We start from the raw sequence: 25,250 nt of genomic DNA on the forward strand, positions 1-25,250 counted from the left end.
GACTGCCCATGACAAGATCAGGCCCATGCCAGACCGGGGAGACGGCGCCATGCTGCGGCGCCGAGCGCTGCTGGCCGGGGCCGCGGGTGCCAGTCTGCTCGCGCTTGCCGGCTGCGGCATTCGATTGGAGCGTGATGCTCCTCACATCCCTGGCCTGAAAACCGCCGGCCCGCCCGCGGACCAGGCCGCCCTGCAGGGGCTGCTCGACGTCACGACCGCAGCCCAGGCCGTCGCCGCCGCCGACAAGGCCGCGTGGGGACCGAGACTTGCCGCCATACATGGGCAACAGGTCACTCGCCTGACCCAGGTGATGGCGACGCAGGGTATGACGGTGCGCTCTGCCACCACGAGCCCGGTGGGGAGCGGGATGCTGCCGGCCGAGCAGGCCGGCGTCGCCCGGCTGGCGTCCATCGCGTCGACGACTTCCGGCAACCTGCCGATGGCAGCCGCCGTGGTGGTGTCACAGGCGGCCGCGTGCCGGGTGCTGGGCACGCCAGCACGGTTCAGCGGACAGGAGTTGCCGGACCAGCAGGTGTTGCTCGCCGTGCTGCCGGCGCTGCGCACCGCGACCTACGGCTTCGAGGTGCTCGCCGCCAAGACCCCGCTGAAAGAGCGCAAGGATGCGGCCGCGGCGTTGCAGACGCTCGCCGCCGCGCGCTCGGAGTGGGAGGCCGCCGCTGGGAGCGCCGCGCCTGCCGAACCCCCGGGCTATGCACTGCCGGTCGCGCCGACGACACCGGACAATCGGCGGGCGCTCGCGCGACGGCTGCTGGGTGACGTGGCAACGACCGCGGCCAGCCAGGTGGACGGCGTGCGAGGGCGCGCGTCGCAGCTGGCCGGGCTCGCGCAGGTCTGGTCAGACGCGGTCGGCCTGGGGTGGCAGTGGGGCAGCGCGCCGACCGCGTTTCCCGGGCTCGACTGAGTTTCTGCGCACACCCCCGTTTCCGCGCGCCTCGCGAGCGGCCGGCGCGCCGGCGCCCTGACCGCCTGGGCCGCTTCACTCTTGACGGATGCGTATGGCGACGGCACCTTGGTGATGAGAAATCGTTTTCTCATCACCGTCAGCGTCGACAGGAGCCCGCAATGGTGCACGACGAGTCCACACCCGACGAGACCATCGGCAAACCCAGCCGCCGCACGCTGTTGGCCGGTGCCGCCGGAGGGCTGGCCCTTGCGACCGGAGCACCAACGGCGGGCGCGTCGCCCCGCCATACCGGACTGCGGGTGTCCAAGATCGGCGACCTGACCGGCCCGGACATCACCGGCCGATTCGGCGTGCACTATGCCGACCTCGGCATACCCGTCCGCTGCCCCGACGGCCGAGACCTCTACGTCTTCGGCGACACATTCGGCCCGCAGTGGGGTCAGAACTGGCGGTCCCCGACGGCCCTGTGGGGGACGCGGCTGCACCCCGGCCGGGCGACCCGCTTCGACGGCACACCGGGCGGGTCGTTCGCCAGGCAGTTGATCCCCTACGACCACGACGACAACGGGATCACCACGATCATCCCGAGCGACGTGATCACCCTGGGCCGGACGATGTACCTGCAGGGCGTGGTCAATCGCGGATTCGGCAACGTGCTCTGGTCGGGCATTTGGACCTCGACCGACAACGGCGAGACCTGGACTGATTCCGGCGCGCGTTTTCCTGCGGACGCGTACAACCGGATGTGGCAGATGGTCAGCTGGGATCTCGGGCCGGACGGCTGGGTTTACATCTACTCGTGCGAGTTCCTGCGCAAGTCCGGGATGATCCTGCACCGCGTTCGGCCGCAACAGCTCACTCAGCCCGATGCCTATCAACCGTGGGGCCGCAAGAGGGGTCGATGGCAGTGGGGCGTGGCACCGACTCCTGTGACGACCGATCAGGTGGTCGGCGAGATGTCGCTGCGCTACCTGGACGGACGCTGGGTCTGGGCGTGGTTCAACGGCCCCGACTACCGCATCGAGGCCAGCGTGCTGCGCGAACCGACCGAGGACCTGACCACGGCGCGCCGAGTGCCGCTCTTCTATGGGACCGAGTGGGACCAGCAGGACGACACCCACATCGCACAGCTCTACGGCAGCTTCGTGATCCCGGGCTCCCGCCTGGACGATCTGTCGCTCACGGTCAGCCAGTGGAAGACCGATGACAACAGCGTCTATCACGTGTCGCAGTATCGAGTCCGGGGACTGTCCCGTCTCAGCCGGTGAGGTCGTAGCCTCGCCGAGTGACCGATCTGCAGCATTTCGCTCCGAGCATTCCGAGCGGTTTCCGCACATTGCTCGACGCCCGTGCTCCCGACGAGGCCATGGGCGGGCGGGGCGTGAGCGGTGACGTCTGGCTGCGCGCGCTGCCGCGTGTCCTGGCCGAACTCGCCCACCGATGGGGCCTCGTCGCCGACGGGCCGGTGTGGCACGGCGTGTGCGCGATCGTCGTCCCGTGTCACCGGGATGGCGAACCGGTCGTGCTCAAGGTCAGTTGGCCGCACGTCGAGGCGAGATTGGAGCATCTGGCACTGCGCGATTGGGACGGCCAGGGGGCGGTGCGACTAACTGCGGCGGACCCGGCGCACTGGGCGCTGCTGCTGGAGCCGCTCGCCCATGATCGCGATCTCACCTCGATCGGCCTGCTCGAGGCATGCGAGGAGATCGGCGGGCTCTTCCGGCAACTCGATCGTCCGGCGTCGCCGCAGTATGACCGGCTGAGCTCCCAGACCGATCGGTGGATTGCGCAGTGCCGCAAGGGTTCTACACTCGTGCCGCGCCGGCTGACCGAGCAGGCGGTTGCGATGATGACCGACCTGCGGCAGGACTGCGACGGGCGGTTGATCCACCAGGACCTGCACTTCGAGAACGTGTTGGCCGCCGAGCGCGCGCCGTGGCTGGCGATCGATCCGAAGCCGCTGTCGGGTGAGTGGGCGTTCGCGGTCGCTCCCGTGCTGTGGAACCGGTGGGATGAGGCGGCTGCGTCATACAGCTTGAGGACGCATCTGCGCCTGCGCGTCGGGCTCGTCGCCGAAGCCGCTGGCATCGACGAATCCCGAGCGTTGGCATGGAGTTTCGTGCGCCTGGTGTGCAACGCGGTGTGGGAGGCGGCCGAGTCCGAGCCCGATCAGCACCTGCTGTCGGTCTTTGTTGCGGCGGCGAAGGCGATGCTGGAATGAGTCCGCTCCCCTATCCGGAGCCGGCTCTGACCGACGTGGCGGTCGGCTTGATTGCATCACAGCAGGTGCTGCGGGGCGCCGGCTATCTGGAGGAGGGCCGCCTGCGCAGCTTCCTCACGTCCGGCGGCACGACATCCGATGCCCTGGTGTTCTCGGTGGTCTCCCCCGGAGAAGCTGACTGAGCGCTGCGGTGAGCTTGCGTGATCGACCCGGCTGCCTGTGGATGACTCGTCACAAACCCGGGGGATGTGGATAACATTGATCGCTGAAAACTGTTGTGGTGCAGCGCAATTCGACGCTAGTATCGAACACATGAGCGATTCAGTGAGCACTACAAGCGCGGGCCGGTCGGCCGGCGCTGTCGGGTGCACGTCGCTCACCGCCGACGCAGTCCGGGCCTTCCACGATTGTCTCGACGGCCCGCTTCCTGAGGCCGACGAGAGCGAGCCGTTGCTGGCCGAGCTTCGCGCCCTCGAAGAACTGAAGAACGCGCTGAGTGCCCGGCAGGTCCGACTCACCGTCGCCGTGCACGAGCACCAACAAGGCCGCGACCGTGCACGTGGCATCGAGACTGCCGACACCGCGCGCCTCGTCGGCTCGCAGGTCGCGCTCGCCCGCCGCTGCAGTCCGCATCTCGGCTCCCGGCTCCTCGGCCTGGCGCACGCGCTGGTCGACGAACTCCCCCACACGCTCACCGCGCTGCAGGCCGGCGTCATCACCGAATGGCACGCCACCCTGATCGCCCGCGAAACCGCCGGCCTCACCCGCGACCAACGCATCGCAGTCGACGGGTTGCTGCGCGATGACTTGGGCACTTGCTCTCAGAACCGGCTGACCGCACTCGCCCGACAGCACGCTTACCGGGCCGACCCGGCCGCGATCGTCGCCCGCCGCGCCAAGGCAGAGACCGCGCGACGCGTCACCCTCCGCCCCGCACCGGACTGCATGACCCTGCTCACCGCGCTGCTGCCGGTGAAGGACGGCGTCGCCTGCTACGCCGCGCTCAACGCCGCAGTAACGACCGACGGCACCGACCGCACTCGCGGCCAGGTCATGGCCGATACGCTCACCGATCGCGTCACGGGACGAGAGCTTGCTGGCACCAACGGCACGGCGACGAACGTGCAGGTCGAATTGCTCATGCCACTGGACACGCTCACTGGTGACACCCCCGCCGAGCTGCCCGGCTACGGCCCCATCCCTGCTGACCTCGCCCGCGAACTCGTCACCGACAACGACGGCGCGGACGGTTCCGCGTCCGGCAACAGTGACACTCATCGCGTGCAAGTGCGTCGCCTGTTCACCTACCCCGGCACCGGCGACCTGATCGACCTGGAATCCCGTGCCCGCACCTACCCCGGGCTCCTCGCGAAACTGATCCGGCTGCGCGACCAGACCTGCCGCACGCCATGGTGCGACGCCCCGATCGCGCACATCGACCACATCACGCCGCACACCGCCGGCGGCGCCACCAGCGAGCGCAACGGCGCCGGGCTCTGCGCACGCTGCAACTACGTCAAGGAACATCCCGATCTTACGATCACCGGCGACGCCGCCGAAACCATCACCACCACAGGCGGATTGACCGCAACCAGTCGCCCGCCGGCACCTCCCGGGCACCCACCGCCGACCACGTCACGCATCGAACGACAACTGATCGACCTCAGTCGGCGTTGGGTCGCGCAGGTCAAGGCGCCGGAGAGCAGCTAGCCCGCGTTCCAGTCGGCGGGACGGCCGTCCCGGCCGGCAAAGGCGAGCACCGCGTCGACATCCGACGGTGGATTGAGCACATACTCCTCCACCCATGCCGCCACGCCAGGAAAGGCGCTGTCCGCAATCACTTGCGCGGCCACCGCTCGAGCATCGATCGCCGTCGAACGCAGCTGAACCCCCTTGGCGTCCAACAACACCCAGGGAATGCCGGTGCTGCCGTAGGGCATGCCGACACTGCCACTGTTGACCACCCACCGCCGGTCGACCAACCGGACAGAAGGCATGTGCGTGTGCCCACAACACACCACCCGCACCTCGTCCGGGACGTCCGCCAGAACCTCGGCCCACCGCGCCGGCCGGGTGTCGACCAGCACCACCTCGTCATCGTCCCGAGGACTGCCGTGACAGCACATCACCGCGCCCAGCCCGGCGAGCTCGAGCACCACCGGATGAGGCAGTCCCCCCAGCAACTCGACGTATGACGAAGGCAGCTGCCCGGCCGCCAACCAGTCGACCGCCGGCGTCCCCCCGGGAGGCGTCCCGCCCCGCGCGATCGTCACCAGATCGCGGTCCGCGTTGCCCCGCACCAGCACCCCACGCTCGCCCAGCGCCACGAGCGCATCGAGCACCTGCGTCGGCTGCGGTCCGGCCGCGAGGTCGCCGGTCACCACCACAAGATCGGCGGCCTGCACCTCCGGCTCGGCGAGCACCGCGCGCACGCACGGCTCGACCCCGTGCGTGTCACTCAGCACCGCGATCCGTTCCACCATGCGACCTACTATGCCGTCGCCTCTTCGATCCGACACCGCTCCCGACATACATAGCTTGGCTACAGGCGTAGTGTCTGTTCCACGACCACCCGACAACGACGACGGGAGCAGCATGGCAACGGTGCAGACGGTGCGTGGACCGGTCGACGTCGACGCGCTCGGCCAGACGCTGATGCACGAACACGTCTTCGTGCTCAACGAGGAATACCGGCTCAACTACCCCGACCACTGGGACGAAGAGACCCGGGTCCGCGACGCCATCGATCGCCTGCGCGCACTCAAGGCCGTCGGTGTCGACACCATCGTCGACCCCACCGTGCTGGGCCTCGGCCGCGACATCCGGCGCATCCTGCGCGTCAACGCCGAGGTCGACCTCAACATCATCCCGGCCACCGGCCTTTACACCTACAACGAGTTGCCGTTCGTCTTCTCGCTCACCGGCCCGGGCACCATGCTCGGCGGTGACGAACCCATGACACCGCTCTTCGTGCGAGACCTCACCGAGGGCATCGCCGACACCGGGGTGAAGGCGGCCTTCCTCAAATGCGCGGTCGAGGAGCAGGGCGTCACCCCTGGGGTGCTCCGAGTGTTGCACGCCGTCGCCGACGCGCACCGGCAGACTGGCGCCCCGATTACCGTGCACACCAACGCAATTCACCACCGCGGCCTGGAGGTCCAGGAGATCTTCCGCGAGCAGGGCGTCGATCTCGCCAAGGTCGTCATCGGGCACAGTGGGGATTCGACCGACCTCGACTACCTGCAACGCCTCATCGACGGTGGCAGCTATGTCGGCATGGACCGGTTCGGTCTCAACATCCTGCTGCCCTTCGAGGACCGGGTGCGCACTGTCGCACGCCTCGTCGAGCGCGGCCTCGCCGAACGCATCGTGCTGGCTCAGGACGCGTCCTGCTATATCGACTGGTTCCCGCCGGGTATGCCGCAGCAGCTGCAGCCGCAATGGAAGTACACCCATATCCACGACGACGTGTTGCCGGCACTGCGCGAGCAGGGCGTCACCGAGGAGCAGATCGACACCATGCTTGTCACCAACCCGCGCACGTACTTCACGCCCGACGCCGTATGACGCACGCACAGCTCCGCATCCTGCCTCCCCCGCCGGGCCGCCAGGCCGACCTCACCGGAGTGGTCCGCGACGAGACCGGCGCGGCGCACTACGCCCACCTCCCGGCCTCGATGACAAAGCTGCTGGCCGAGCGCGCCCGCACACAGCCGGACGACGAGGCCATCGTCGAGCTCGACGCAGACCGGCTCACCTTCACGCAGCTGTGGGACCGTGCGTCCCGCGTCGCCGGCGGACTGCGCGATGCCGGACTGCGCCCGGGCGACCGCGCCGCGATCACGCTGCCGGCCGGCGCGGACTGGACCGTCGCTCTCTGGGGCTGCTTCCTCGCCGGGGTGATCGCGGTCCCCGTCAACACCCGCTTCGCCGCACCCGAGATCGAGCACGTCCTGCAGGACAGCGGCGCCGCCTTCGTCTTCGCGCCGGATCACCGTCTGCCGCAAGGCGATCCGTGGCACACCGACAGCAACCTGACCGACGTCGCCGCGATCTTCTACACCTCCGGCACCACCGGTCGCCCCAAGGGCGCGATGACCACCCACGAGGCGTTCCTGAGCAATTGCGAGAGCACCGCCAACCGCGGCTCGGCGCAACATCCGCCGGTCACCGGCACCGCCTACCGCACGCTCATCACGGTCCCGCTCTTCCACGTCACCGGCTGCAACTCGCAACTGCTAGCAGCCACCTACGTCGGCGGCACGGCGGTCATCATGCCAACCCTCGATCTGGCCCGTATGACGAAAGCCCTTGGCGACGAATGCATCTCCAACCTCACCACGGTCCCGGCGATCTACGCGATGCTGCTCGGGCACGAGAGCTTCGCCGACGCCGACGTCTCGACGGTCCAGCGGTGCGGCTACGGCGGAGCGCCGATGCCACCGGCCCTGTTGCAACGGATCCGGGCGGCCTTCCCGAAGGCCGCGCTCGGCAACGGCTACGGCATGACCGAGACAGCGGCCCTCGCGACGTCGCTGCCCGACGAGGACGCCGACGCCCACCCCGACTCGGTCGGCTACCCGACCGCGGTCGTCGATTACGCGCTCTACCACCCGGATCCGGCCACCGGCATCGGTGAGTTGCTGATGCGCGGGCCAAACATCACGGTCGGCTACTGGAACGACCCGGCCAAGACCGAGGCTGCCTTCGTCGACGGCTGGCTGCGATCCGGCGACATGGCCCGCATCGACGCGGACGGCCGGGTCTATATCGTCGACCGCGCGAAGGACATGATCAACCGCGGTGGTGAGAACGTCTACTGCGTCGAGGTCGAGAATGCCCTCGCCGGCGCACCCGGAGTCGCCGAGTCGGCAGTGGTCGGCGTCCCCAACGAGCGCCTCGGCGAAGCGGTCGGTGCTGTGCTGGTGCCCCGCCCCGGCACCACCATCGACCCGGAGGCAGTCACGGCGTACCTCACGACACGGATCGCGGATTTCAAGGTGCCGCAATACATCTCGATACGGAACGAGCCGCTCCCCCGCAACCCCGGCGGCAAGATCCTCAAGGGAGGCTTGCGCACCGGGATCGACTGGGGCGAGCGGCTGCGTTGAGCGTCGGGCCGGCGGCTACTTTCCGGTCTTCTGCTTCAGGATCGCGTCGAACGAACCGGGCTGCTGCAACAGCTGGTTGTACTCCTGCGAGGTGTTGCTCACTGCCTTGCCGTTGAACTTCACCGTCGGGGTGCTTGTCACGTCGTCCTTGCCGGCATTCTCGGCTGTCTTGGCGACGTAATCCTTGTACTTGTCGTCGTCAACACACTTGTTGAAGGTGTCGAGAGCACCGCCGGTGATGCCGGCTTCCTTGCCGAACTTCTTGATGTCGGCCACGGAGTAGCCGGCGCCCTCCTTCGTCGGCTGGCCGGCGAAGTTCGCCTTGTGATACTCCGCCGCCTTACCGGCGTCGGCGGCGCAGTAGAGGCCGTTAGCGGCGATCGCCGATGCCGGCGCATTCTGCAGGTTGTCCTGCAGGAAGGTCATTAGGTGCCACACCAGCTTGATGTCGCCCGATTTGGCCTTGGCCAAGATCTGCTCGCCGTTGGACTTCTCCAGCTGGTTACAGACCGGGCACTGGAAGTCCTCGTACAGGTCGACCGTCGGAGCCCCGGCCTTCAACTTGACGTCGGGGTAAGCGCGAAGGCCCGTCGCGTCGCTGGTCCCGCCCTTGGGTACGCCGCCTGAATAAGAACTGCTCTTGTTCGCCTGGGTGACGAACACGGCCGCGACCACTCCGATCACGAGGATCACGGCGACGACCGAGGCGATCAGTCCCTTGGAGGGCCCGTCCTTGGGCTTTGAATCAGCGAGTTTCTGCGAGGCATCAGGGCGTGGCATGTGGGTCACCCTAACCGGCCATGCTTAGAAGTTCTGCAGTCGCTCAGCCCCACAACGCGCGGTCGGCGCTGAGCTTCGTCCGCGGCCAGATGACCAACCACACCGCGCACAGCAGCAAACCGACATCGCGCAGGATGTCCCATTTGTATGCCGCCGTCGTGGGCAACTTCCCGCTGCTGCCGAAGCACCCGCACTCGATGAGGATGCCGCGCGACCAGACCGACGCGATCCCGATGATGAACGCGAGCATCAGCAGGCCGCCCAGCACCGCGGTCATCCTGGTGAGCAGCCCCACGATCAGCAGCACGCCGAGCACGATCTCCAGGAAGGGCATGAACGTGCCCCAGATGTTCGCCAGGTCGTAGGGCAGGATCTGGAACGCGCGGGTGTCCATCCGGGTCGTCTCGAGTTGCTGCGCCTTCAGCACGCCGGCGACCAGGTAGGTGATGCCGAGGATCAGGCGAGCGGCGACCCCGATCCACTCCGTGACCGGGTGCGCGTACCACCCGGTCGGTGCGGAGGTGCCGGACGGAGCGTCAGTCTGCGAGGACACGGCGGACAGACTAGATCACCGGGCTGTATGCCGCGGCAGGTCACGCAGCCGACCAGCCGTCCACGATCGCCAGGATCTCGATCAACTCGTGCGCAACGGCGTCGGGGCGCGCGTCGGTGGCGACCACCTGCGCGTCGGGCAGCACCGAGTGCGGGATCCAGATCGCCCGCATGCCGACCTGCTGCGGGCCGTGCACGTCCTCAAAGAGCCGGTCCCCGACATACACGCAGCGGCTGGGGTCGACCTCGACCGCCTCGGCGGCCGCGCGGAAGGCCGAGGCGTGCGGTTTCACCCACGGGATCTCGCTGGAGTAGACGTCGCCGTCGATCAGGTCGAGCACACCGTCGCGTTCGAACAACCCACGGTGGTAGTCCCGGTCCCAGATGGTGTTGGACAGCACTCCGACGCGAATCCCCTTGTCACGCAACCCTTCCCACAGCGGTCGCACCTGCGGGTCGGTCAGCGTGTGCGGCTCCCAGAAATCCCGGTATGCCGCCAGCCCCGCCCGGTGCGCGTCCCCGGCGACGTCCGCTCCCGCCGCGGCGAGGATCTCCTCGACGCGGGCGCTGCTGTGCTGCTCACGGGCGCGTGCCCAGGACGCGGTCGCTTCCTCCAGGAAGCGCGCGGCGAGCTCGCGGTCGCCGTATGCCGCGGCATACGACATCGCCTCCGCCTCGAAATCGATGTCGTGCCAGGGCGTGAGCGTGCCGCCCCAGTCGAAGATGACGGCCTCGACCGCCCCGGTCACAGCCGAGCCTCGGCGTCCTGCTGCGGCCTGATCTCCCGCCTCACCTCGGCGACGATGTCGTCGACCGGCACCTCTCGCCGTTCACCGGAGGGTCGGTCCTTGAGCTCGACCGTGCCGTCCGCGAGGCCCTTGCCGACCACCACGATCGTCGGCACCCCGATGAGCTCGGCATCCTTGAATTTCACCCCGGGCGACACCTTCCGGCGGTCGTCGAAGAGCACCTCGACCCCGGTGGCCTCAAGCTTCGCGACGATCTCCTCGGCCTTGACGAAGACCTCCTCGTCCTTGCCGGTGGCGACCAGGTGCACGTCGGCCGGCGCCACATGGCGCGGCCAGATCAGGCCGATGTCGTCGAGGTTGTCCTCGGCGATCGCGCCGACCGCACGGGTGACGCCCACACCGTAGGAACCCATGGTGACGGTGACGAGCTTGCCGTTCTCGTCGAGCACCTTCAGGCCGAGCGCCTCGGCATACTTGGTGCCGAGCTGGAAGATGTGCCCCATCTCGATGCCGCGGTCCAGTCGCAGCGGGCCGTTGCCGCTCGGCGAGGCGTCGCCGTCCCGGATCTCCGCGGCCTGGATCGTGCCGTCGGCGGTGAAGTCGCGGCCGTGCACCAGGTCGAGCACGTGCTTGCCGGACTCGTCGGCGCCGGTCACCCACGCCGAGCCCACCGCCACGGACGGATCGAGCAGGTAGCGAATCTTGCTTGCCTTCTCCTCCCCCAGCACGCCCGGGCCGATGTAGCCCTTGGCCAGCATCGGGTATGCCGCAAAGTCCTTCTCCTCGAAGGCCGCGACCTCGGCCGGCGCGACCTTGACCTCCAGTCGCTTGGCGTCGACCTCACGGTCGCCGGGCAGTCCGATCGCGAGCGGCTCGCGCGTGCCGTCGGGGTGCACGAGCATCACGATGACGTTCTTCAGGGTGTCGGCGGCGGTCCACGCCCGTCCGTCGGCCCGCGGGTGGTTCTCGTTGAGCGCGGCCACCAGCGTGTCGATCGTCGGGGTGTCGGGGGTGTCCTCGACGTGGGCCGGCCCGGCGGTCACCTCGACCTCGGGCGCGGGCGGCACCTCCACGGCCTCCACGTTGGCGGCGTAACCGGAGGCGTCGCGGGCGAAGGTGTCCTCACCATGTGGGCTGACCGCGAGGAACTCCTCGGACGCCGACCCGCCCATCGCGCCCGAATCCGCTTGCACGATCACGTATTCGAAGCCGAGCCGGTTGAAGATGCGGATGTAGGCCTCACGGTGCGCGTCGTAGGCCTTTTGCAGGCCGGCTTGGTCGACGTCGAAGGAGTAGGAGTCCTTCATGATGAACTCGCGACCGCGCAGCACGCCGGCCCGCGGACGTGCCTCGTCGCGGTACTTGTTCTGGATCTGGTAGAGCGCGAGCGGGAAGTCCTTGTAGGACGAATACATGTCCTTGACCGCAAGGCAGAACATTTCCTCGTGGGTCGGACCGAGCAACATGTCGGCGTCCTTGCGGTCCTTGAGCCGGAAGAGGTTGTCGCCGTACTCGGTCCACCGCCCGGTCGCGTCGTAGGGCTCGCGGGGCAGCAGCGCCGGGAACTTCACCTCCTGGCTGCCGATGCGGTTCATCTCCTCGCGCACGATGTTCTCGACCTTGGCGAGCACTCGCATGCCGAGCGGCAGCCAGGTGTAGATGCCCGGCGCGACCCGCCGCACGTAACCGGCCCGGACCAGCAGCTTGTGACCCGGCAGTTCCGCATCGGCCGGGTCCTCGCGCAGGGTTCGCAGGAACAGGGTCGACATGCGCAGAGCCACTGGGCGCTCCTAATAATTTCGGCGGTATGACGACGCCGGCCCACCGGCCGCACGCTCGCACAGAGTATCGATCCGTGCGAGCGTCGCTGCCCCCGCGGGCGTCACGACCGGACTTCACCCGGCTGTCGGGTTCTTCCACCGAGGGCGATCACCGCGCCGACAACGAGCATTCCGGCCGCGATCCAGGAGACCAGTCGCAGCCCGGACGCCGTGTCGGACGCGGTCGGCGCGCCGGAGCGTGTCGCGACCGCGGCAGCCAGCGCCCCAAGGAAGGCAAGGCCTGCCGCGTTGCCGATCTGTTGGCAGGTCGACATTAGCGCCGAGGTGACACCCTGGTGTTCGGGATCCACTCCGGCCGCGGCGGAAGCGAACAGACTCGCGAAGCCCATCGCCTGGCCAAGGGCCAGCACCAAGGTGGCGACGACGGCGACCCAGACCGGTGTCGTCGTCCGGATGGTCAGGGCCAGCGCCGCGGTGCCGGCGGCTCCGATGACCATCCCGGCGCAGAGGGTGGTGGTAACGCCCCACCGGTCCAACACGGACTCTGCCATCTTCGAGCCGACGATGCCGGCAACGCCCCACGGGAGGAACGCAAGCCCAGTGACCAGGGCCGAACGGCCGAGCACGTCCTGGAGGAACAGCGTGAAGACGTAGTAACTGGTGCCGATCGAGCCCAGGAACAACAGCATCGAGACCAAGCCGATGGTCAGCACTCGATTCCCGAGCAGGTGCAGGGGAAGCAACGGATGGGCCGAGTTGCGCTCGACGACGACGAATGCCGCAAGTGCCGCGATCCCGGCCAGCGCCGCAGCGACCACAGACCGGCTCCCCCAGCCCTCGGCCGGTCCCTGGGCGAGCGCGAACACGACGCCAACACTGCCGATGGTAGCCAGGATGGCACCCGGCACGTCGAGGCGCGGGCGCTCCGCACCTACCGCATCACGCGGCATCGCGATCGCCGCGCCGACCAGGGCGAGCACCACCAAAGGGATGTTCACTACGAACACTCCACGCCAGCCGGTGGCGGAGGTCAGAATTCCGCCGAGTGCAGAGCCCGAAGCTAGGCCGACGGCGCCGGCACCCGACCATACGGCCAGCGCCTTGAAGCGCGCCGGCCCTTCGGCATACGTCCGGAAAATGGTGGACAGCACCGATGGCGTCAGCAATGCACCACCGAGACCTTGCGCAACCCGACCGACCAGGACAAGCGCGGGGTTGCCAGCGACCGCGGCTAACCCTGAGCCCAACCCGTAAAGGGCAAGCCCGATGAACATCCCGATCCGTTGGCCGAAGATGTCGGTGAATCGGCCGGCGAACAGCAGAACGCCTCCGAACGCGAGCGCGTAGGCGCTCACCACCCACTGCAGGCTCGAGGGGGAGAAGCCCAACGCCTCCTGCATGCGCGGCAAGGCGACCAAGACGATGTTGTAGTCGATGGCGACGATCAACTGGCAGAAGGCAAGCAAGGGCAGAAGGAGTCGGTGCGGGGCAGCGACCCTGACGGCTGTAAGGCTAGACATGAATCTCCTCGAAGATAGAGTGGTAGAACACTCACTGAAACGGCAAAAATTTTTGCCTGAAGCCCATCAGTCCGTCGACCCGTTGTCGCGGAGCGCGGGAATCAACGAGCGATCACGAGCGTCGGCAGAGGCAGCATCGAGACCGGCAGCACGCATCGCGTTGGCGTACTGACTCCAGGCGAGGTAGGCACGGACATCGTGCTCGCTCGCCCCGAGCCCGATCAGTCGATCGAACTGGCTGCGGTAACACTCGCGCACCGCGCTCCCGATCGGCTCGATGTGCGCCGCAGCTACCGCGTGCAGCATCAGGCTTGCGGCTTCAGCGGCATGACCGGGCACCGGGGTGACCGCGGCCCGACGCAGAGCCTGTCCGACGGACTCGCCGCCTGGAGCTTGCGCGACGATCGTGTTGACCTGGTCGACGAATTTCTGTTTGGCGGCTTCGATGCAGGCGACGAACAACTCCTCTTTGTTGCGATAGAGGCGATACAGGTATGCCTGGGAGATGCCGGCGTCGTGGGCGATCTCCGTGGTGTTTGCCCCGAAGTAGCCAGCTCGAGCGAAGGCGGTGAGCGCAGCCGCGACCACGTCGTCTCGTCGCTCGTCTGCGGTACGGAGCTTTCGGGTCATGAGAGTAATTTACCACTCACTCTCCCGGATAGCCAAACGCTCCAAGCGCGCGAGTCGGTCTCAGCTCTGCTTCGCCCGTGTCAGCGCCTTGTTGACGATGGTGCTCAGGTCAATCGCGCTGGCGTCCTTCGTGGCGGGTACGGCGAAGGTGAGTCCGACGAAGCGGTTACCGACCCGGCCGGCCACGATGGTGCCCTTGACGGTCTTGCCGTCGCCGAAGTCCCACGCCTTGAGCTCGTCCGCGGCCGTGCCCGCCGCGGCAGGTTTGGTGACGATCCGGATCGTGGTGTCCGACAGCTTCCCGGATGAGCACGAGAAGCCGTCGACGGCAGCGGTGAATGCGCGCTTGGCGCTCGCCTCATCGGCATACTCCTTGAGGCTCTCGCTGAGCTGCAGCTGCTCGGTCTTGTTGGCAAACTCTGCGGCCGCATCCTCGTCGGCCGGCACCTGCTTGCCGAGTGCGGGCTTGCTCGGGGTGCACGGCATCGGCGTGCCATCGGTCACCGGCCGCGGGCCGCCGGTGTAGCCGGTGCCGAGGTCGGCCGGGGTCAGCAGGCCGTTGCCGAGCCCGCCCGCCGCAGTCGACGAACCGGCGTCCGCACTCGACGACGAAGCGCTGGGCTCGCTGGACGGGGTCGTCGACGTCGTGCCGCTCGAGGGCTGCTCGCCGGACGAGGGCGCGGAGCTCGTCGCCGAGGTGGTTGCCGACCCGGCGCCGGACGGCGTCTCGACGGTGGCACTGCCCGAGCTGGAGCAACCGGCCAGCAATGCCGCGGCTGCGAGCGACGGAACGGCCAGGTGAAGTGCATTCATGGAGCTCTCCCCTACGACGGTGCGACGGACGCCGCAGCCGACCCTAGCGCCCAACCGAGCCACGCGGATTCTGAACGCAACCTGAACGCGAGCCTGGGAAACCCCTGAAAATTCGGCCACATCGCGGTGAACTCACGACCCGTAGTCGTGAACTCCCAGCAACGACAAGCGTTTCCGGCACTTCGGCTTCCTACGGTATTCAGGTGCTCCCCCGGAAGATCTGTGCGCTGGCTGCTGCCCTCGCCGGCGTGACGACGCTCAGCGCGTGTTCCGGGCACGGCAACTCGGGCGCAGCGCCGCAGGCTGCGCGCCTACCGGCCGTCCAGGCGTCACGCAGTCATTGCGGCGAGGGCTGGACGAGCGCACAGGCCGGCGTCATCCGGCTGAACGTGCGCAACACCGACGTCAATGCCGCCGAGGTCTACCTCGCCGACACCTCAGGCAAGCTGTATGGCGAAATCGACCCGCTCGGCCCGAACGCGACGGCCGTGCTGACCGCCCAGCTTTCGGCAGGCAGCTATCACCTGCGCTGCTCGGTCAACGACGGCGACCCGGTCGACGGCCCGACCGTGAAAGTGACCGGCACCGGCCGCGGCACCCAGGGGGTCGAACCGGTCAGCTCGGCCGACCTGGTCCCCGCGGTCATCGGCTACCAGAAATGGGTTCGCAGCCGACTCACCACGCTGCAGACCCAGACCGACGCATTGGTGCGCCGGCTGCGCGCCGGAGACCGTGCCGCGGCCCAAGCCGCCTGGAAGACCGCCAACCACACCTGGCACACGATGGGTGCGGCATACGGCGCGTTCGGCGCCACCGGCGACGCGATCGACGGTGACGCGCACGGGCTCGCCCTTGGAGTGAAGGACCCCGGCTGGACCGGGCTGCTGCGCATCGAATACGGCCTCTGGCACGGCGAATCGCCCTCATCCCTGGGCAAACTCGGCACCGCGCTGCGAACCGACCTGAGCAAGCTCGCCGGTCAGCTGCAGACCACCCAGTTCCAACCACTCGACGTGGTCAAGCGAGCCCACGAGATCAGCGAGGACACCCTGCAGCAGACGCTCACCGGCAACCACGACTACGGCGCCCACGTGCAGCTCGACGAGGCACTTGCGGAGCTGGAGGGCACCACGCAAGTGCTTTCCGCACTGCGCCCGCTGCTCGCACCGCGCTATGCGGGACTGACCCGGGTGGATGCGCTGATCACCAAGTCCACCAAGGACATTCATGCCCAGCCGGACTGGCAGGCGCCCGCATCCGGCAGAGCACCGTCCACCGGGCACGCCGTGGTCGACGCCGACATCGCCCAGCTCACCGAGCTGCTCGCGCCGGTGCCGACAAGACTGGAACCGAGGGTCGCATAAGGCATGAGCACGAATACGAGCTGCCCGCACGCACCCGGGCCGAGCCGACGCCGCATGTTGCAGGCCGGTGCGCTCACCGCAGGCGCCGGTGCCCTCACTGCCGCCCTACGTGCCGGTGGCTCGTCCGCGTCGGCGGCGCCGGCATCGTCGCCGCGTCGCGCGATGTCGGACTTCCACGGCACCCATCAGAACGCCGCTCTCGGAAGTCCTTTGCCCGCAGCGATTTTCACCTCCTTCAACCTCACAGTCACCGACCGCGCCGGTCTGACCGAGCTGCTGCACACCCTCACCGACAGGCTGCGCGCGCTGACGTCCGGCGGCATACCGACCCCGGTCGGAGTCACCACCACCGACGGCACCGGGATCCTCGGACCGGACACCCCGACCAATGCGCTGGAGTCGATCCTCGCGCTCGGGTCCGGCGTGTTCACCGACAGGTTCGGGCTCGGTGCGGCCAAACCGCGCGGGCTGCGTCCGATGGACACTTTCCCAAACGACCAACTCGATCCGGCCTGGTGCGGTGGGGATCTGCTGCTCACTGTGCAGAGCCACGACCGCGACATCGTCACCAATGCACTGAGAGAGATCTGCCGCTCGACCCGCGGCGCAATGCAGATCCGTTGGAAACAGGACGCTTTCAGCGCGCCGCCACGCCCGAGTGGAGCGCCGCGCAACCTGCTCGGTTTCAAGGACGGCATCGCCGGACCGGACACCTCGAACAACGCCCAGTTGAGCAGGTTGGTCTGGGCTGGCGCCGGTGAGCCGGCGTGGGCGACCGGCGGCAGCTACTACGTGGTGCGCCGCATCCGCATGCTGGTCGAGTTCTGGGACCGGGTTTCCACCTCCGAACAGGAGCGGATCTTCGGCCGGCGCAAGGACTCCGGCGCCCCGCTCAGCGGCGGAGCCGAGACCACCGCGCCGGACTACACCAACGATCCCAAGGGCGATGCGATCCCGTTGGACAGTCACATCCGGATGGCGAACCCGCGCACTCCGCAAACCGCCGACTCGCAGTTCCTACGTCGCTCCTATTCGTATGACGCAGGCGTCGATTCGGTCGGCAACCTCGACATGGGCCTGATGTTCGGCGCGTTCAACAACGACCTCGACCGGCAGTTCGTCGCCGTCCAGAAGCGACTCGCGAACGAGCCGCTGGCCGACTACATCACCCCGGTCGGCGGCGGTTACTTCTTCGCGCTGCCGGGCGTGCGCAACTCACGAGACTTCTACGGCAGCGCCCTGCTGGCGTAGGACACCCAACCCGAGCCCACACCCCTGGGGAGGAACCATGCGCAGGAAGCGCACAGCAGTACTCGCAACATGCGCCGGAGTCGCGATCGCGGCCTCGGGCGCCGCCGTCGCCATACACGGTGATAGCGCGCAGGCGGCCCCGGCCGCCACCGCGAAGAGCCCGATCAAGCATGTGGTCGTGCTTTTCGACGAGAACGTGTCGTTCGACCACTACTTCGGGACCTACCCGAATGCCGCGAACACCGACGGCACGAAGTTCACCGCGGCCCGGCACACGCCGAAGGCGAACACCGTGCAGAACGCCGGGCTGATCAAGGCAAACCCCAACCTTTACAACCCTTTCCGGCTGTCGTCGAGCCAGGCGGTCACCTGCGACCAGAACCACTCCTACCGCCCGGAGCAGAAGGCGGTGAACAACGGCAAGAACGACAAGTACGTCGAGAACACCAGTGTCGACACGTGCACCGGCCAGTACGGCGCGCCGGGCCTGGCGATGGGCTACTACGACGGCAACACCGTCACCGGCCTCTGGAACTACGCCCAGCACTACGCGATGAGCGACAACATGTACGACTCGACCTACGGTCCGTCGACCCCCGGCGCCCTCAACTTGATCGCCGGGCAGACGCATGGCGTGCACGCGGTCGACCCGAAGACCGGGAAGCCGGCGACCGACAGCTACGTCGTGTCGGGCCCGAACGCCAAGGGGGTAGGCACGGTCACCAATGACCCCGACCCGGCATATGACGACTGCTCGGACAAGAACCACACCTCGAAGAACAACCTCGCGGTGATGGATGGCAAGAACATCGGCGACACGTTGAACGACGCCAAGGTCAGCTGGGGCTGGTTCCAGGGCGGATTCGCACCGAGCACACCGTCATCCGGCGACGGCAGCTACGCCCAGTGCAACACCTCGCACACCAATATCGCCGGCGCGTCATCGGTCGATTACAGCCCGCACCACAACCCGTTCGAGTACTACAAGTCGACCTCGAACCCGCACCACCTGCCCCCGAAGTCGACCGCCGAGATCGGCCACGACGGCCAGGCCAACCACCAGTACGACCTGACTGAGTTCGACAAGGCGCTCGCCGCGGGCAACATGCCGGCCGTGTCGTTCCTCAAGGCCGGTGAGTACCAGGATGGCCACGCCGGCTATTCCGACCCGATCGACGAGCAGCACTTCCTGGTCAACGAGATCAACAAGATCCAGCAGTCACCCGAGTGGAGCAGCACGGCGATCGTGGTGACCTACGACGACTCCGACGGCTGGTATGACCACCAGAGCTCGAAGGTGCTGACCGGCGCCAAGGACGCATCGCTCAACGAGCCGATGTGCACCGCCCGGAAGCAGCCGGTCGGCGACAGCGGCCCGCAGGACGACCGCTGCGGTCCCGGACCGCGACTGCCCTTCCTGGTGATCTCGCCTTACGCCAAACCGAATTCAGTCAGCCACCAGCCGCTCGAGCAGGCCTCGGTGCTGACTTTCATCGAGCAGAACTGGCGGCTGCCGCAACTTGGCAACGGCTCGTTCGACGCCCGCGCACAGTCCTTCGGCTCGCTGCTGAGCTTCGGTAAGCCCAAGGCGGACACCGTGCTGCTGGGCCAGGACGGCTCGGTGCAGAGCGTGACGCCGCCGGCCAAGCCGCACGGCAAGGGTCACTCCAAGCAGAGCTGATCAGGGTATGACGGGAGTCGCGCGCCGCACGATCGCAGCCGTGTCGACCCCCGCGGGCAGGGTGCCGAAGACCCCGGCGCCCTGCCCGAGCACCCGCGAGACCAGGAACGCGTCGGCCACCGCGGCCGGCGCGTTGCGCACGAGCAGGCTCGCCTGCAGCAGCACCGCCATACGAGCCGCCAACCATCGGGCGACATACTGCGCACCCTCCGGATCAGTAATGTTGGCAATGATTTTCAGCACTTCGTCGACACCGTCGCGCAGCTCCGGCGTGTCCGCGGCGTCGACCTCGTCGCGCCATACGTCGACGCCTTCGGGGTTGCGCTGCAGCACCCGCAGCACATCGAGCGCGTTGACGTTGCCGCTGCCCTCCCAGATCGAGTTCAGCGGCGACTCCCGGAAGAGCATCGGCATCCCGGACTCCTCGACGTAACCGTTGCCGCCCAGCACCTCCAGTGCCTCGGCGACGTGGAACGACGTGCGCTTGCACACCCAGAACTTGGCCACTGGCAAGCTGATTCGCCGGAACGCGCGTTGCGCCGGGTCGTCCGCCTCGTCCACCGCGCGGGCGAGCCGGATGCCGAGCTGAGTGGCCGCCTCGGACTCCACGGCGAGGTCAGCGAGCACGTTGCTCATCGCCGGCTTGTCGGCCAGCACCCCGCCGAACGCGCTGCGGTGCGCCGCGTGCCACGACGCCTCCGCCACCGTGCGCCGCATGAGCGCCGCCGAGCCGAGCACGCAGTCCAGCCGTGTCGAGGCGACCATCTCGATGATCGTCCGGACACCGGCCCCCTCGTCGCCCAGCCGTATGCCGTGGGCCCCGTCGTACTCCAGCTCGCTGGATGCGTTGGCCCGGTTGCCGAGCTTGTCCTTGAGCCGCACGATGCGCAACGAGTTGCGGCTGCCGTCCGGCAGCACCCGGCGGAGCACGAAGCAGGTCAGCCCGCCGGGCGCCTGGGCGAGCGTGAGGAAGATGTCGTTCATCGGCGCAGAGGTGAACCACTTGTGTCCGGTGAGCCGGTAGCTGCCATCGGACTGAGGGGTCGCCACCGTGGTGTTGCTGCGCACGTCCGAGCCGCCCTGCTTCTCGGTCATGCTCATCCCGGCCAGCAGGCCGTTCTTCTCAGCGGTCGGCCGGAGTCCGAAATCGTAGCTGCGAGAAGTCAGTCCGGGGGTGAGCTCGGCCGCGATGTTGGGATCCGCACGCAGCGCCGGCACCGCCGCATAGGTCATCGACGCAGGGCAGCCGTGTCCGGGTTCGATGGCACTCCAGGCGATCGAACCCACCGCACGCCGCACGTGCGGGCTCGGCCCGTCGTCCGCCCAGGCGCTGCCCGCCAGCCCGTTGCTCACGCTCTTGTCCATCAGCCAGTGCCAGCTCGGGTGATAGTCGACCTCGTCGACCCGGTTGCCGAAGCGGTCGACGGGCCGGAAGACCGGCTCGTGCTGATTTGCGAGCATGCCGTGCTCGCGCGCCTCGGCGGAGCCACCCAGCTCGCCGACGGCGGCCAGCGACGACAGCACCGCCTCCGCGTCGTCACCGGCTTGGGCGCGCACGGCGTCGACCAGCGCCGCATCGCCGGTCACGGTGTTGTGCCCGACGAGCGGGGGCACTTGGTTGCGGGGCGTGCGGGCGAACGGATCCTCGAGTGCGGGCATGTGATCCAGGCTACTCACGAGTAGGGCATGGGCACCAGGGTCAGCGATACGGTCGGTTCATGCCCGCTTCGCTCGCGCTCGACGACTACCTTGACGGCCTCGCGACGGCAGCTGCCCGGCTGCGCGAGGACACCACCGACCTCCCCGACGAGAGCGTGGTGCCCACGTGCCCGCAATGGTCGGCGCTGCAGCTCGTGGCGCACACCGGGATGGTGCACCGGTGGGCGACGGCGATCATCCGCGGCGACGAGCACGCGCAGGCTCCGTCATACAGCGCGGCGTTGGAGGAGGACGGCATGCAGCAGCCCGACCCAGGCGGCTGGCTCCTGGCCGGCGCCGACGCGCTCGAACTCACGCTGCGCGAGGCGCCGGACGACCTCGACGTCTTCTTCTTCCTGCGGGATGCGCCGAAGCCGCGGCTGGCCTGGGCCAGGCGGCAGTGTCACGAGACGACCATCCACGCCTTCGACGGCCTGGCGGCCCGGCTCGGGCAGGTGCCGACCGCCGCGGACGCCGAGCTCGCCCCGCGCATCGCGGCGGACGGGATCGACGAGCTGCTGCGCGGATTCGCAACTCGCCGCGGCGAATCCCTGCGCACCAGTCGCCTGATCACGGTGGCCATCCAGCCATCCGACGTCGAGCAGAGCTGGACGCTGCGCCTGTCCCCAGAGCAGGCGTCGTGCGAGATCGGCCTGCCCGACCGGGCCGACTCGACCTGGACCGGCACCGCCGCCGAGCTCTACCTCGGGCTGTGGAATCGTGGCCGGCAGATCGGTCAGGACGGCCTCGACGTGATCGGGTTCTGGCGGGACAACATGCGAGTGGAGTGGAGCTGAGCCGGTGTATGACGAGAGCAGCAACCCGTATGCCGACCTGCCGACGATCACCGATGCCGGGCAGCTCGACCGGTTCGGCACCCCGGAGCCGGCCACGCGGGACAAGGTGCGCGACGTGCTGCACCCGCTGGACAAGGAATGGCTGGCCGTCTCCCCGTTGGTCTTCATCGGCACCGCGACCCCTGACGGACGGTGCGACGTCTCGCCCAAGGGCGACCCGGCGGGCCTTGCCCTGGTGCTGGACGACCACACGATCGTGATCCCGGAGCGGGCCGGCAACAAGCGCATGGACGGCTTCCACAACATCCTCGCCAACCCGCACGTCGGACTCAACTTCGTCATTCCCGGCCGCGGAGACACCTTGCGCATCAACGGAGTTGCCCAGCTGGTGACCGACGGGCCCTTCTTCGACGAGCTCGTCGTCAAGGGGCATCGTCCGAAGCTGGCGACGATCGTGCACGTCGAGGAGGTCTTCTACCACTGCCCCAAGGCGTTCCTGCGGGCCAACGTGTGGAAGCCCGAGACCTGGGCGCCGGGTGCGGTGCGCCGCTACGCCGACGTCGCCAAGGAGCTGTGGCGCAAGGGCGACGACCCGGCGGAGGTCGAAGCGCACTACGCGGAGCGCAAGTACGCCGCGCAGCTCTATCCCACGACATGACCTGGCCCGCCCTCCCGCTGCCCTGGCCGGCCACGGCGGACGTGCGCGGCCCGCGTGCGTGGTGGGCCGGGCCGCTCGACGTGGAGGGGCTCGCGGTCGGCAGCGTGCGGGCAGCGGTTTCGGCTGCGAACACCGTTGCCGTTGCTCGTGATTGCCCGTGGACCGGCTGGGTGGCGCGTGGCCTCGTCGGCGCGTCTTTCGGCTCGATCAGCAGGTTGCGGGTCGATGGTGAGGCGGTCACCGAGTGGGCCGAGCTTTCCGGCTTCTTCGCGACCGGCGACGGCTGGGTCCGGCTGCACGGCAACTACCCGCATCACGCCGAGGTGCTGCGGCGGGTGTTCGGCGCGTCCGATCGGGACGGTGTTGCGGCAGCGGTGCGCGAGCGGTCGGCGCTGGACGTCGAAGAAGTGGTGCGCGCGGCGGGTGGCATCGCCGGTGCCGTGCGCGGGCCGGGTGAGTGGCGGGCTCACCCGCAGTATGCCGCGGCGATCGCCGGCCGCGACCTGGTCACCGTAGGCACCGCGACCGGCGCCGTTCGACCGCTGGAGCCGTCGGTTTCGTTGCCGCTCAGCGGGATGAGAGTGCTTGACCTGACGCGGGTGATCGCCGGGCCGACGGCGACCCGATTCTTGGGGGCGCTCGGGGCGGATGTGTTGCGCGTCGACCCGCCCGCGATGCCTGAGCTGATCGCGCAGCATCTGGACACCGGCTTTGCAGGGCGCAGCACGACACTCGACTTTGCCATCGACGATCAGTTGGCGACTGCTCGCGAGCTGGCCGGGTCGGCGGACGTGGTGCTGTCGGCATATCGACCCGGTGCGCTGGATCGTTTTGGCCTCGATCGGGATTCGCTACTCGTCGACCACCCGCACCTGGTCGTGGTGGAGCTGTCCGCCTGGGGCGACACCGGGCCATGGGCAACGCAGCGCGGCTTCGACAGCATCGTGCAGGCCGTCAGCGGGATCGCCACGACGTATGCGACGCCGGACGGCGCTCCGGGTGCGCTTGCGGTGCAGGCGCTCGATCACGCCACCGGTTACCTGATGGCGACCAGCGCGATGCGGCTGCTCAGCCGGCGACCGCAGGAAGGCGGAGCGTCCGCCCGGCTGGCGCTCGCCCGCACTGCCGACTGGTTGTTGCACCAGCCTGCACTGGACGGGCCGATGGACGCGGACGCCTTCGACGGCCCCGACTGCCCGCTGTGGCTGGACCGAGCAGATTCGTCATACGGCATCCTGGAGCACGTGCGCCCGCCGGTCTTCGCCGGTGACGTGCCACTTGAATACCCCACTGCGCCAACGCCATACGGCTCCGACGTGCCGGAGTGGTGGCAGCAGGAGTGACGATCCGGCAAGAGCTGCCCGACGCCGGATTTCAGCGACCGGCCGACCAGGCCGCTCGGATCAGCGGCCACTGCAGCGGCAACCGCGCGACTGTCCCGGCGAAGAAGCCGACCCGCGGCACGGAGGCCCCCTTGGCGGCCACGGCGCGGCCGGCGTCGAGGGTCATCTGCAGGTTCGCCGGCAGCACGCCCAGCAGCAGACCAGCCGATGCCTTCCCCGCCAGCCGACGGGTGCGTGGGGTCAAAAGCCCTGCCACGCAGGCCAATTCGGCAACACCGGAGACATACACGAGCTCACGGGCACGCGGCAGCTGCGGCGGCACGATCGGCTCGAAGACCTGCGGGCGCACCAGATGGATGATCCCCGACCCGGTAAAGGCAGCAACCAGCACCTTGGCGGTCGGACGCAATGGCTGAGTCATGGCGACCACTCTGCCACGACGACCGGACGCGCCCGGCGGGTGCGGCCGGTGACCCCAGAGACTTCAGAGGATGACGGTCGCGAACCGGCTGACCTGCCGAAAACCGGCGGCGTAGTAGGTCCGCAGCGCCGGCTCGTTGTAGGCGTTGACGTAGAGGGTGACGGTCGGCGCGATCGTGTCGATCACTTGCTGCACCACGGCATTCATCGCCGGCACCGCAATGCCCTGCCCGCGCCGGTCCGGCGCCACCCAGACTCCCTGGATCTGCGCGACTCCGGACGCCAGCGAGCCGATGTCCGCCTTGAAGATGACCCGGCCGTCCTCGACGATCACGAAGGTGTGTCCGGCCCTGATCAGGGCGGCGACCATCCGTCGATAGTCCCTGTCCGAGCCGAGGTATGGCGGGTAGCCGATCTCCTCGGTGAACATCCGCGCGGACGCCGGCAGCACGATGTCGACCTCGTCCGGGCGCGCCGGTCGCACGCGGGTGTCGATCGGCCGGTCGTTGAGCAGCGGCGCAGTGGACACGGCCATCATCGGCTGGTCGGGCCGCACCGATCGGGCATCGCCCCAGTGGCGTTCCAGCCGGGACCACAGGCCGAGCACCTGCTCGGAGTCACCGAAGATCGACGAACAGCGCCGCCTTTTCCGACGCAACCGCGCGGCATACGCGTCGAGTGCCTCGTCGTCGGCGGCCACCGGCACGACGTTGGCCGAGATCCAGCAGAGCGAACGCAACTGGTGGGACGCCTCGACCCCGAGCAGCGAGCCGGTGAACGTCGGGCCGCCCTCGATCAGGCGCGCGGCGACGAACACGTTGGCCAGCGGATCGGTCGCGCACAGGTCGAGCGCAGCGTTGTACTCGCCGGGCCCGAGGGTCCGCGCGGCGCTCAAAGTGCGTAACACACCTCTACCCTGCACCTTGGACACTTGTCACGAGCAGAAAAACGGGCGA

Annotated in this window: 24 protein-coding genes; 13 read left to right on the forward strand and 11 right to left on the reverse strand. The window is 68.5% G+C overall.

The features are described from left to right. Nucleotides 1–25: 25 nt before the first annotated feature. The 5 genes from N2M23_RS18140 to N2M23_RS18160 all read left to right on the forward strand — a co-directional run bounded on the left by N2M23_RS18140 (nucleotide 26) and on the right by N2M23_RS18160 (nucleotide 4,856). Nucleotides 26–922, forward strand: a complete 897-nt coding sequence (locus tag N2M23_RS18140; RefSeq protein ID WP_265447447.1) for a DUF4439 domain-containing protein — start codon at nucleotides 26–28, stop codon at nucleotides 920–922. Between the two features lie 161 nt (nucleotides 923–1,083). Next, the gene (locus N2M23_RS18145) at nucleotides 1,084–2,193 is read left to right on the forward strand and encodes a DUF4185 domain-containing protein (RefSeq protein ID WP_265447449.1); all 1,110 of its coding nucleotides are present in this window, start codon (nucleotides 1,084–1,086) and stop codon (nucleotides 2,191–2,193) included. A gap of 17 nt (nucleotides 2,194–2,210) precedes the next feature. Then, nucleotides 2,211–3,146, forward strand: coding sequence for an aminoglycoside phosphotransferase family protein (locus N2M23_RS18150; protein WP_265447450.1), 936 nt, complete (start codon nucleotides 2,211–2,213; stop codon nucleotides 3,144–3,146). After that, nucleotides 3,143–3,328, forward strand: coding sequence for a GNAT family N-acetyltransferase (locus tag N2M23_RS18155; protein ID WP_265447452.1), 186 nt, complete (start codon nucleotides 3,143–3,145; stop codon nucleotides 3,326–3,328). Before N2M23_RS18150 ends, N2M23_RS18155 begins: the two co-directional genes overlap by 4 nt. Before the next feature lie 130 nt (nucleotides 3,329–3,458). Further along, the gene (locus tag N2M23_RS18160) at nucleotides 3,459–4,856 is read left to right on the forward strand and encodes an HNH endonuclease (protein ID WP_265447454.1); all 1,398 of its coding nucleotides are present in this window, start codon (nucleotides 3,459–3,461) and stop codon (nucleotides 4,854–4,856) included. On the opposite strand, the gene N2M23_RS18165 is transcribed toward N2M23_RS18160, so the two are convergent. Next, nucleotides 4,853–5,629, reverse strand: coding sequence for a metallophosphoesterase family protein (locus N2M23_RS18165; RefSeq protein ID WP_265447456.1), 777 nt, complete (start codon nucleotides 5,627–5,629; stop codon nucleotides 4,853–4,855). The genes N2M23_RS18160 and N2M23_RS18165 overlap by 4 nt on opposite strands. A gap of 112 nt (nucleotides 5,630–5,741) precedes the next feature. Here N2M23_RS18165 and N2M23_RS18170 point away from each other — a divergent pair, with 112 nt between their 5' ends. Together N2M23_RS18170 and N2M23_RS18175 are read left to right on the forward strand one after the other, a co-directional pair. Next, the gene (locus N2M23_RS18170; protein WP_265447457.1) at nucleotides 5,742–6,713 is read left to right on the forward strand and encodes a phosphotriesterase family protein; all 972 of its coding nucleotides are present in this window, start codon (nucleotides 5,742–5,744) and stop codon (nucleotides 6,711–6,713) included. Continuing rightward, nucleotides 6,710–8,257, forward strand: a complete 1,548-nt coding sequence (locus tag N2M23_RS18175) for a class I adenylate-forming enzyme family protein (protein ID WP_265447458.1) — start codon at nucleotides 6,710–6,712, stop codon at nucleotides 8,255–8,257. Before N2M23_RS18170 ends, N2M23_RS18175 begins: the two co-directional genes overlap by 4 nt. Nucleotides 8,258–8,272: 15 nt before the next feature. Here N2M23_RS18175 and N2M23_RS18180 read toward each other — a convergent pair whose 3' ends face one another. From N2M23_RS18180 to N2M23_RS18210, 7 genes are all read right to left on the reverse strand, one after another. Beyond that, nucleotides 8,273–9,037 carry a DsbA family protein gene (locus tag N2M23_RS18180; protein ID WP_265447459.1) on the reverse strand — a complete coding sequence of 255 codons (765 nt, stop codon included), beginning with the start codon at nucleotides 9,035–9,037 and terminating at the stop codon, nucleotides 8,273–8,275. Between the two features lie 43 nt (nucleotides 9,038–9,080). After that, nucleotides 9,081–9,590, reverse strand: coding sequence for a MauE/DoxX family redox-associated membrane protein (locus N2M23_RS18185; RefSeq protein WP_265447461.1), 510 nt, complete (start codon nucleotides 9,588–9,590; stop codon nucleotides 9,081–9,083). Nucleotides 9,591–9,630: 40 nt separating this feature from the next. After that, a complete protein-coding gene (locus N2M23_RS18190; RefSeq protein WP_265447463.1) occupies nucleotides 9,631–10,338 on the reverse strand; it encodes an HAD family hydrolase in 708 nt (235 codons plus the stop codon). Further along, entirely contained in the window at nucleotides 10,335–12,119 is a 1,785-nt protein-coding gene (locus N2M23_RS18195; protein WP_265447465.1) for a proline--tRNA ligase, read from the reverse strand. The genes N2M23_RS18190 and N2M23_RS18195 overlap by 4 nt, the downstream gene beginning before the upstream one ends. 101 nt (nucleotides 12,120–12,220) lie before the next feature. Beyond that, complete coding sequence (locus N2M23_RS18200) at nucleotides 12,221–13,639, reverse strand: MFS transporter (protein ID WP_265447466.1); 1,419 nt, start codon at nucleotides 13,637–13,639, stop codon at nucleotides 12,221–12,223. Between the two features lie 66 nt (nucleotides 13,640–13,705). Beyond that, nucleotides 13,706–14,269, reverse strand: a complete 564-nt coding sequence (locus N2M23_RS18205) for a TetR/AcrR family transcriptional regulator (protein ID WP_265447468.1) — start codon at nucleotides 14,267–14,269, stop codon at nucleotides 13,706–13,708. A 60-nt stretch (nucleotides 14,270–14,329) separates the two neighbouring features. Continuing rightward, entirely contained in the window at nucleotides 14,330–15,082 is a 753-nt protein-coding gene (locus N2M23_RS18210; protein WP_265447469.1) for a hypothetical protein, read from the reverse strand. Nucleotides 15,083–15,285: 203 nt separating this feature from the next. Between N2M23_RS18210 and N2M23_RS21045 the strand changes: the two genes are divergently transcribed. From N2M23_RS21045 to N2M23_RS18225, 3 genes are read left to right on the forward strand one after another with little or no spacing between them, the layout of a single operon-like run. After that, entirely contained in the window at nucleotides 15,286–16,446 is a 1,161-nt protein-coding gene (locus N2M23_RS21045) for an EfeM/EfeO family lipoprotein (RefSeq protein ID WP_265447471.1), read from the forward strand. A gap of 3 nt (nucleotides 16,447–16,449) precedes the next feature. Then, nucleotides 16,450–17,697 (forward strand): Dyp-type peroxidase, encoded by a 1,248-nt coding sequence (locus N2M23_RS18220; protein ID WP_265447472.1) that lies wholly within the window; start codon nucleotides 16,450–16,452, stop codon nucleotides 17,695–17,697. Nucleotides 17,698–17,734: 37 nt separating this feature from the next. Next, the gene (locus N2M23_RS18225) at nucleotides 17,735–19,378 is read left to right on the forward strand and encodes a phospholipase C (protein WP_265447473.1); all 1,644 of its coding nucleotides are present in this window, start codon (nucleotides 17,735–17,737) and stop codon (nucleotides 19,376–19,378) included. Here N2M23_RS18225 and N2M23_RS18230 read toward each other — a convergent pair whose 3' ends face one another. Next, nucleotides 19,379–21,037: an acyl-CoA dehydrogenase family protein gene (locus N2M23_RS18230; protein WP_265447475.1), complete on the reverse strand. Its 1,659-nt coding sequence runs from the start codon at nucleotides 21,035–21,037 to the stop codon at nucleotides 19,379–19,381. Between the two features lie 59 nt (nucleotides 21,038–21,096). Between N2M23_RS18230 and N2M23_RS18235 the strand changes: the two genes are divergently transcribed. The 3 genes from N2M23_RS18235 to N2M23_RS18245 are packed head-to-tail and all read left to right on the forward strand — an operon-like array spanning nucleotide 21,097 to nucleotide 23,874. Further along, the gene (locus N2M23_RS18235) at nucleotides 21,097–21,873 is read left to right on the forward strand and encodes a maleylpyruvate isomerase family mycothiol-dependent enzyme (protein WP_265447477.1); all 777 of its coding nucleotides are present in this window, start codon (nucleotides 21,097–21,099) and stop codon (nucleotides 21,871–21,873) included. A 4-nt stretch (nucleotides 21,874–21,877) separates the two neighbouring features. Next, nucleotides 21,878–22,531: an MSMEG_1061 family FMN-dependent PPOX-type flavoprotein gene (locus tag N2M23_RS18240; protein WP_265447478.1), complete on the forward strand. Its 654-nt coding sequence runs from the start codon at nucleotides 21,878–21,880 to the stop codon at nucleotides 22,529–22,531. Continuing rightward, complete coding sequence (locus tag N2M23_RS18245) at nucleotides 22,528–23,874, forward strand: CoA transferase (RefSeq protein ID WP_265447479.1); 1,347 nt, start codon at nucleotides 22,528–22,530, stop codon at nucleotides 23,872–23,874. The genes N2M23_RS18240 and N2M23_RS18245 overlap by 4 nt, the downstream gene beginning before the upstream one ends. A gap of 31 nt (nucleotides 23,875–23,905) precedes the next feature. On the opposite strand, the gene N2M23_RS18250 is transcribed toward N2M23_RS18245, so the two are convergent. Further along, nucleotides 23,906–24,295, reverse strand: coding sequence for a DoxX family protein (locus N2M23_RS18250; RefSeq protein WP_265447480.1), 390 nt, complete (start codon nucleotides 24,293–24,295; stop codon nucleotides 23,906–23,908). Between the two features lie 63 nt (nucleotides 24,296–24,358). Next, complete coding sequence (locus tag N2M23_RS18255; RefSeq protein WP_265447482.1) at nucleotides 24,359–25,201, reverse strand: GNAT family N-acetyltransferase; 843 nt, start codon at nucleotides 25,199–25,201, stop codon at nucleotides 24,359–24,361. Between the last annotated feature and the right edge of the window lie 49 nt (nucleotides 25,202–25,250).

It is taken from the genome of Flexivirga meconopsidis (assembly GCF_026162425.1).
GTDB classification, from domain to species: domain Bacteria; phylum Actinomycetota; class Actinomycetes; order Actinomycetales; family Dermatophilaceae; genus Flexivirga; species Flexivirga meconopsidis.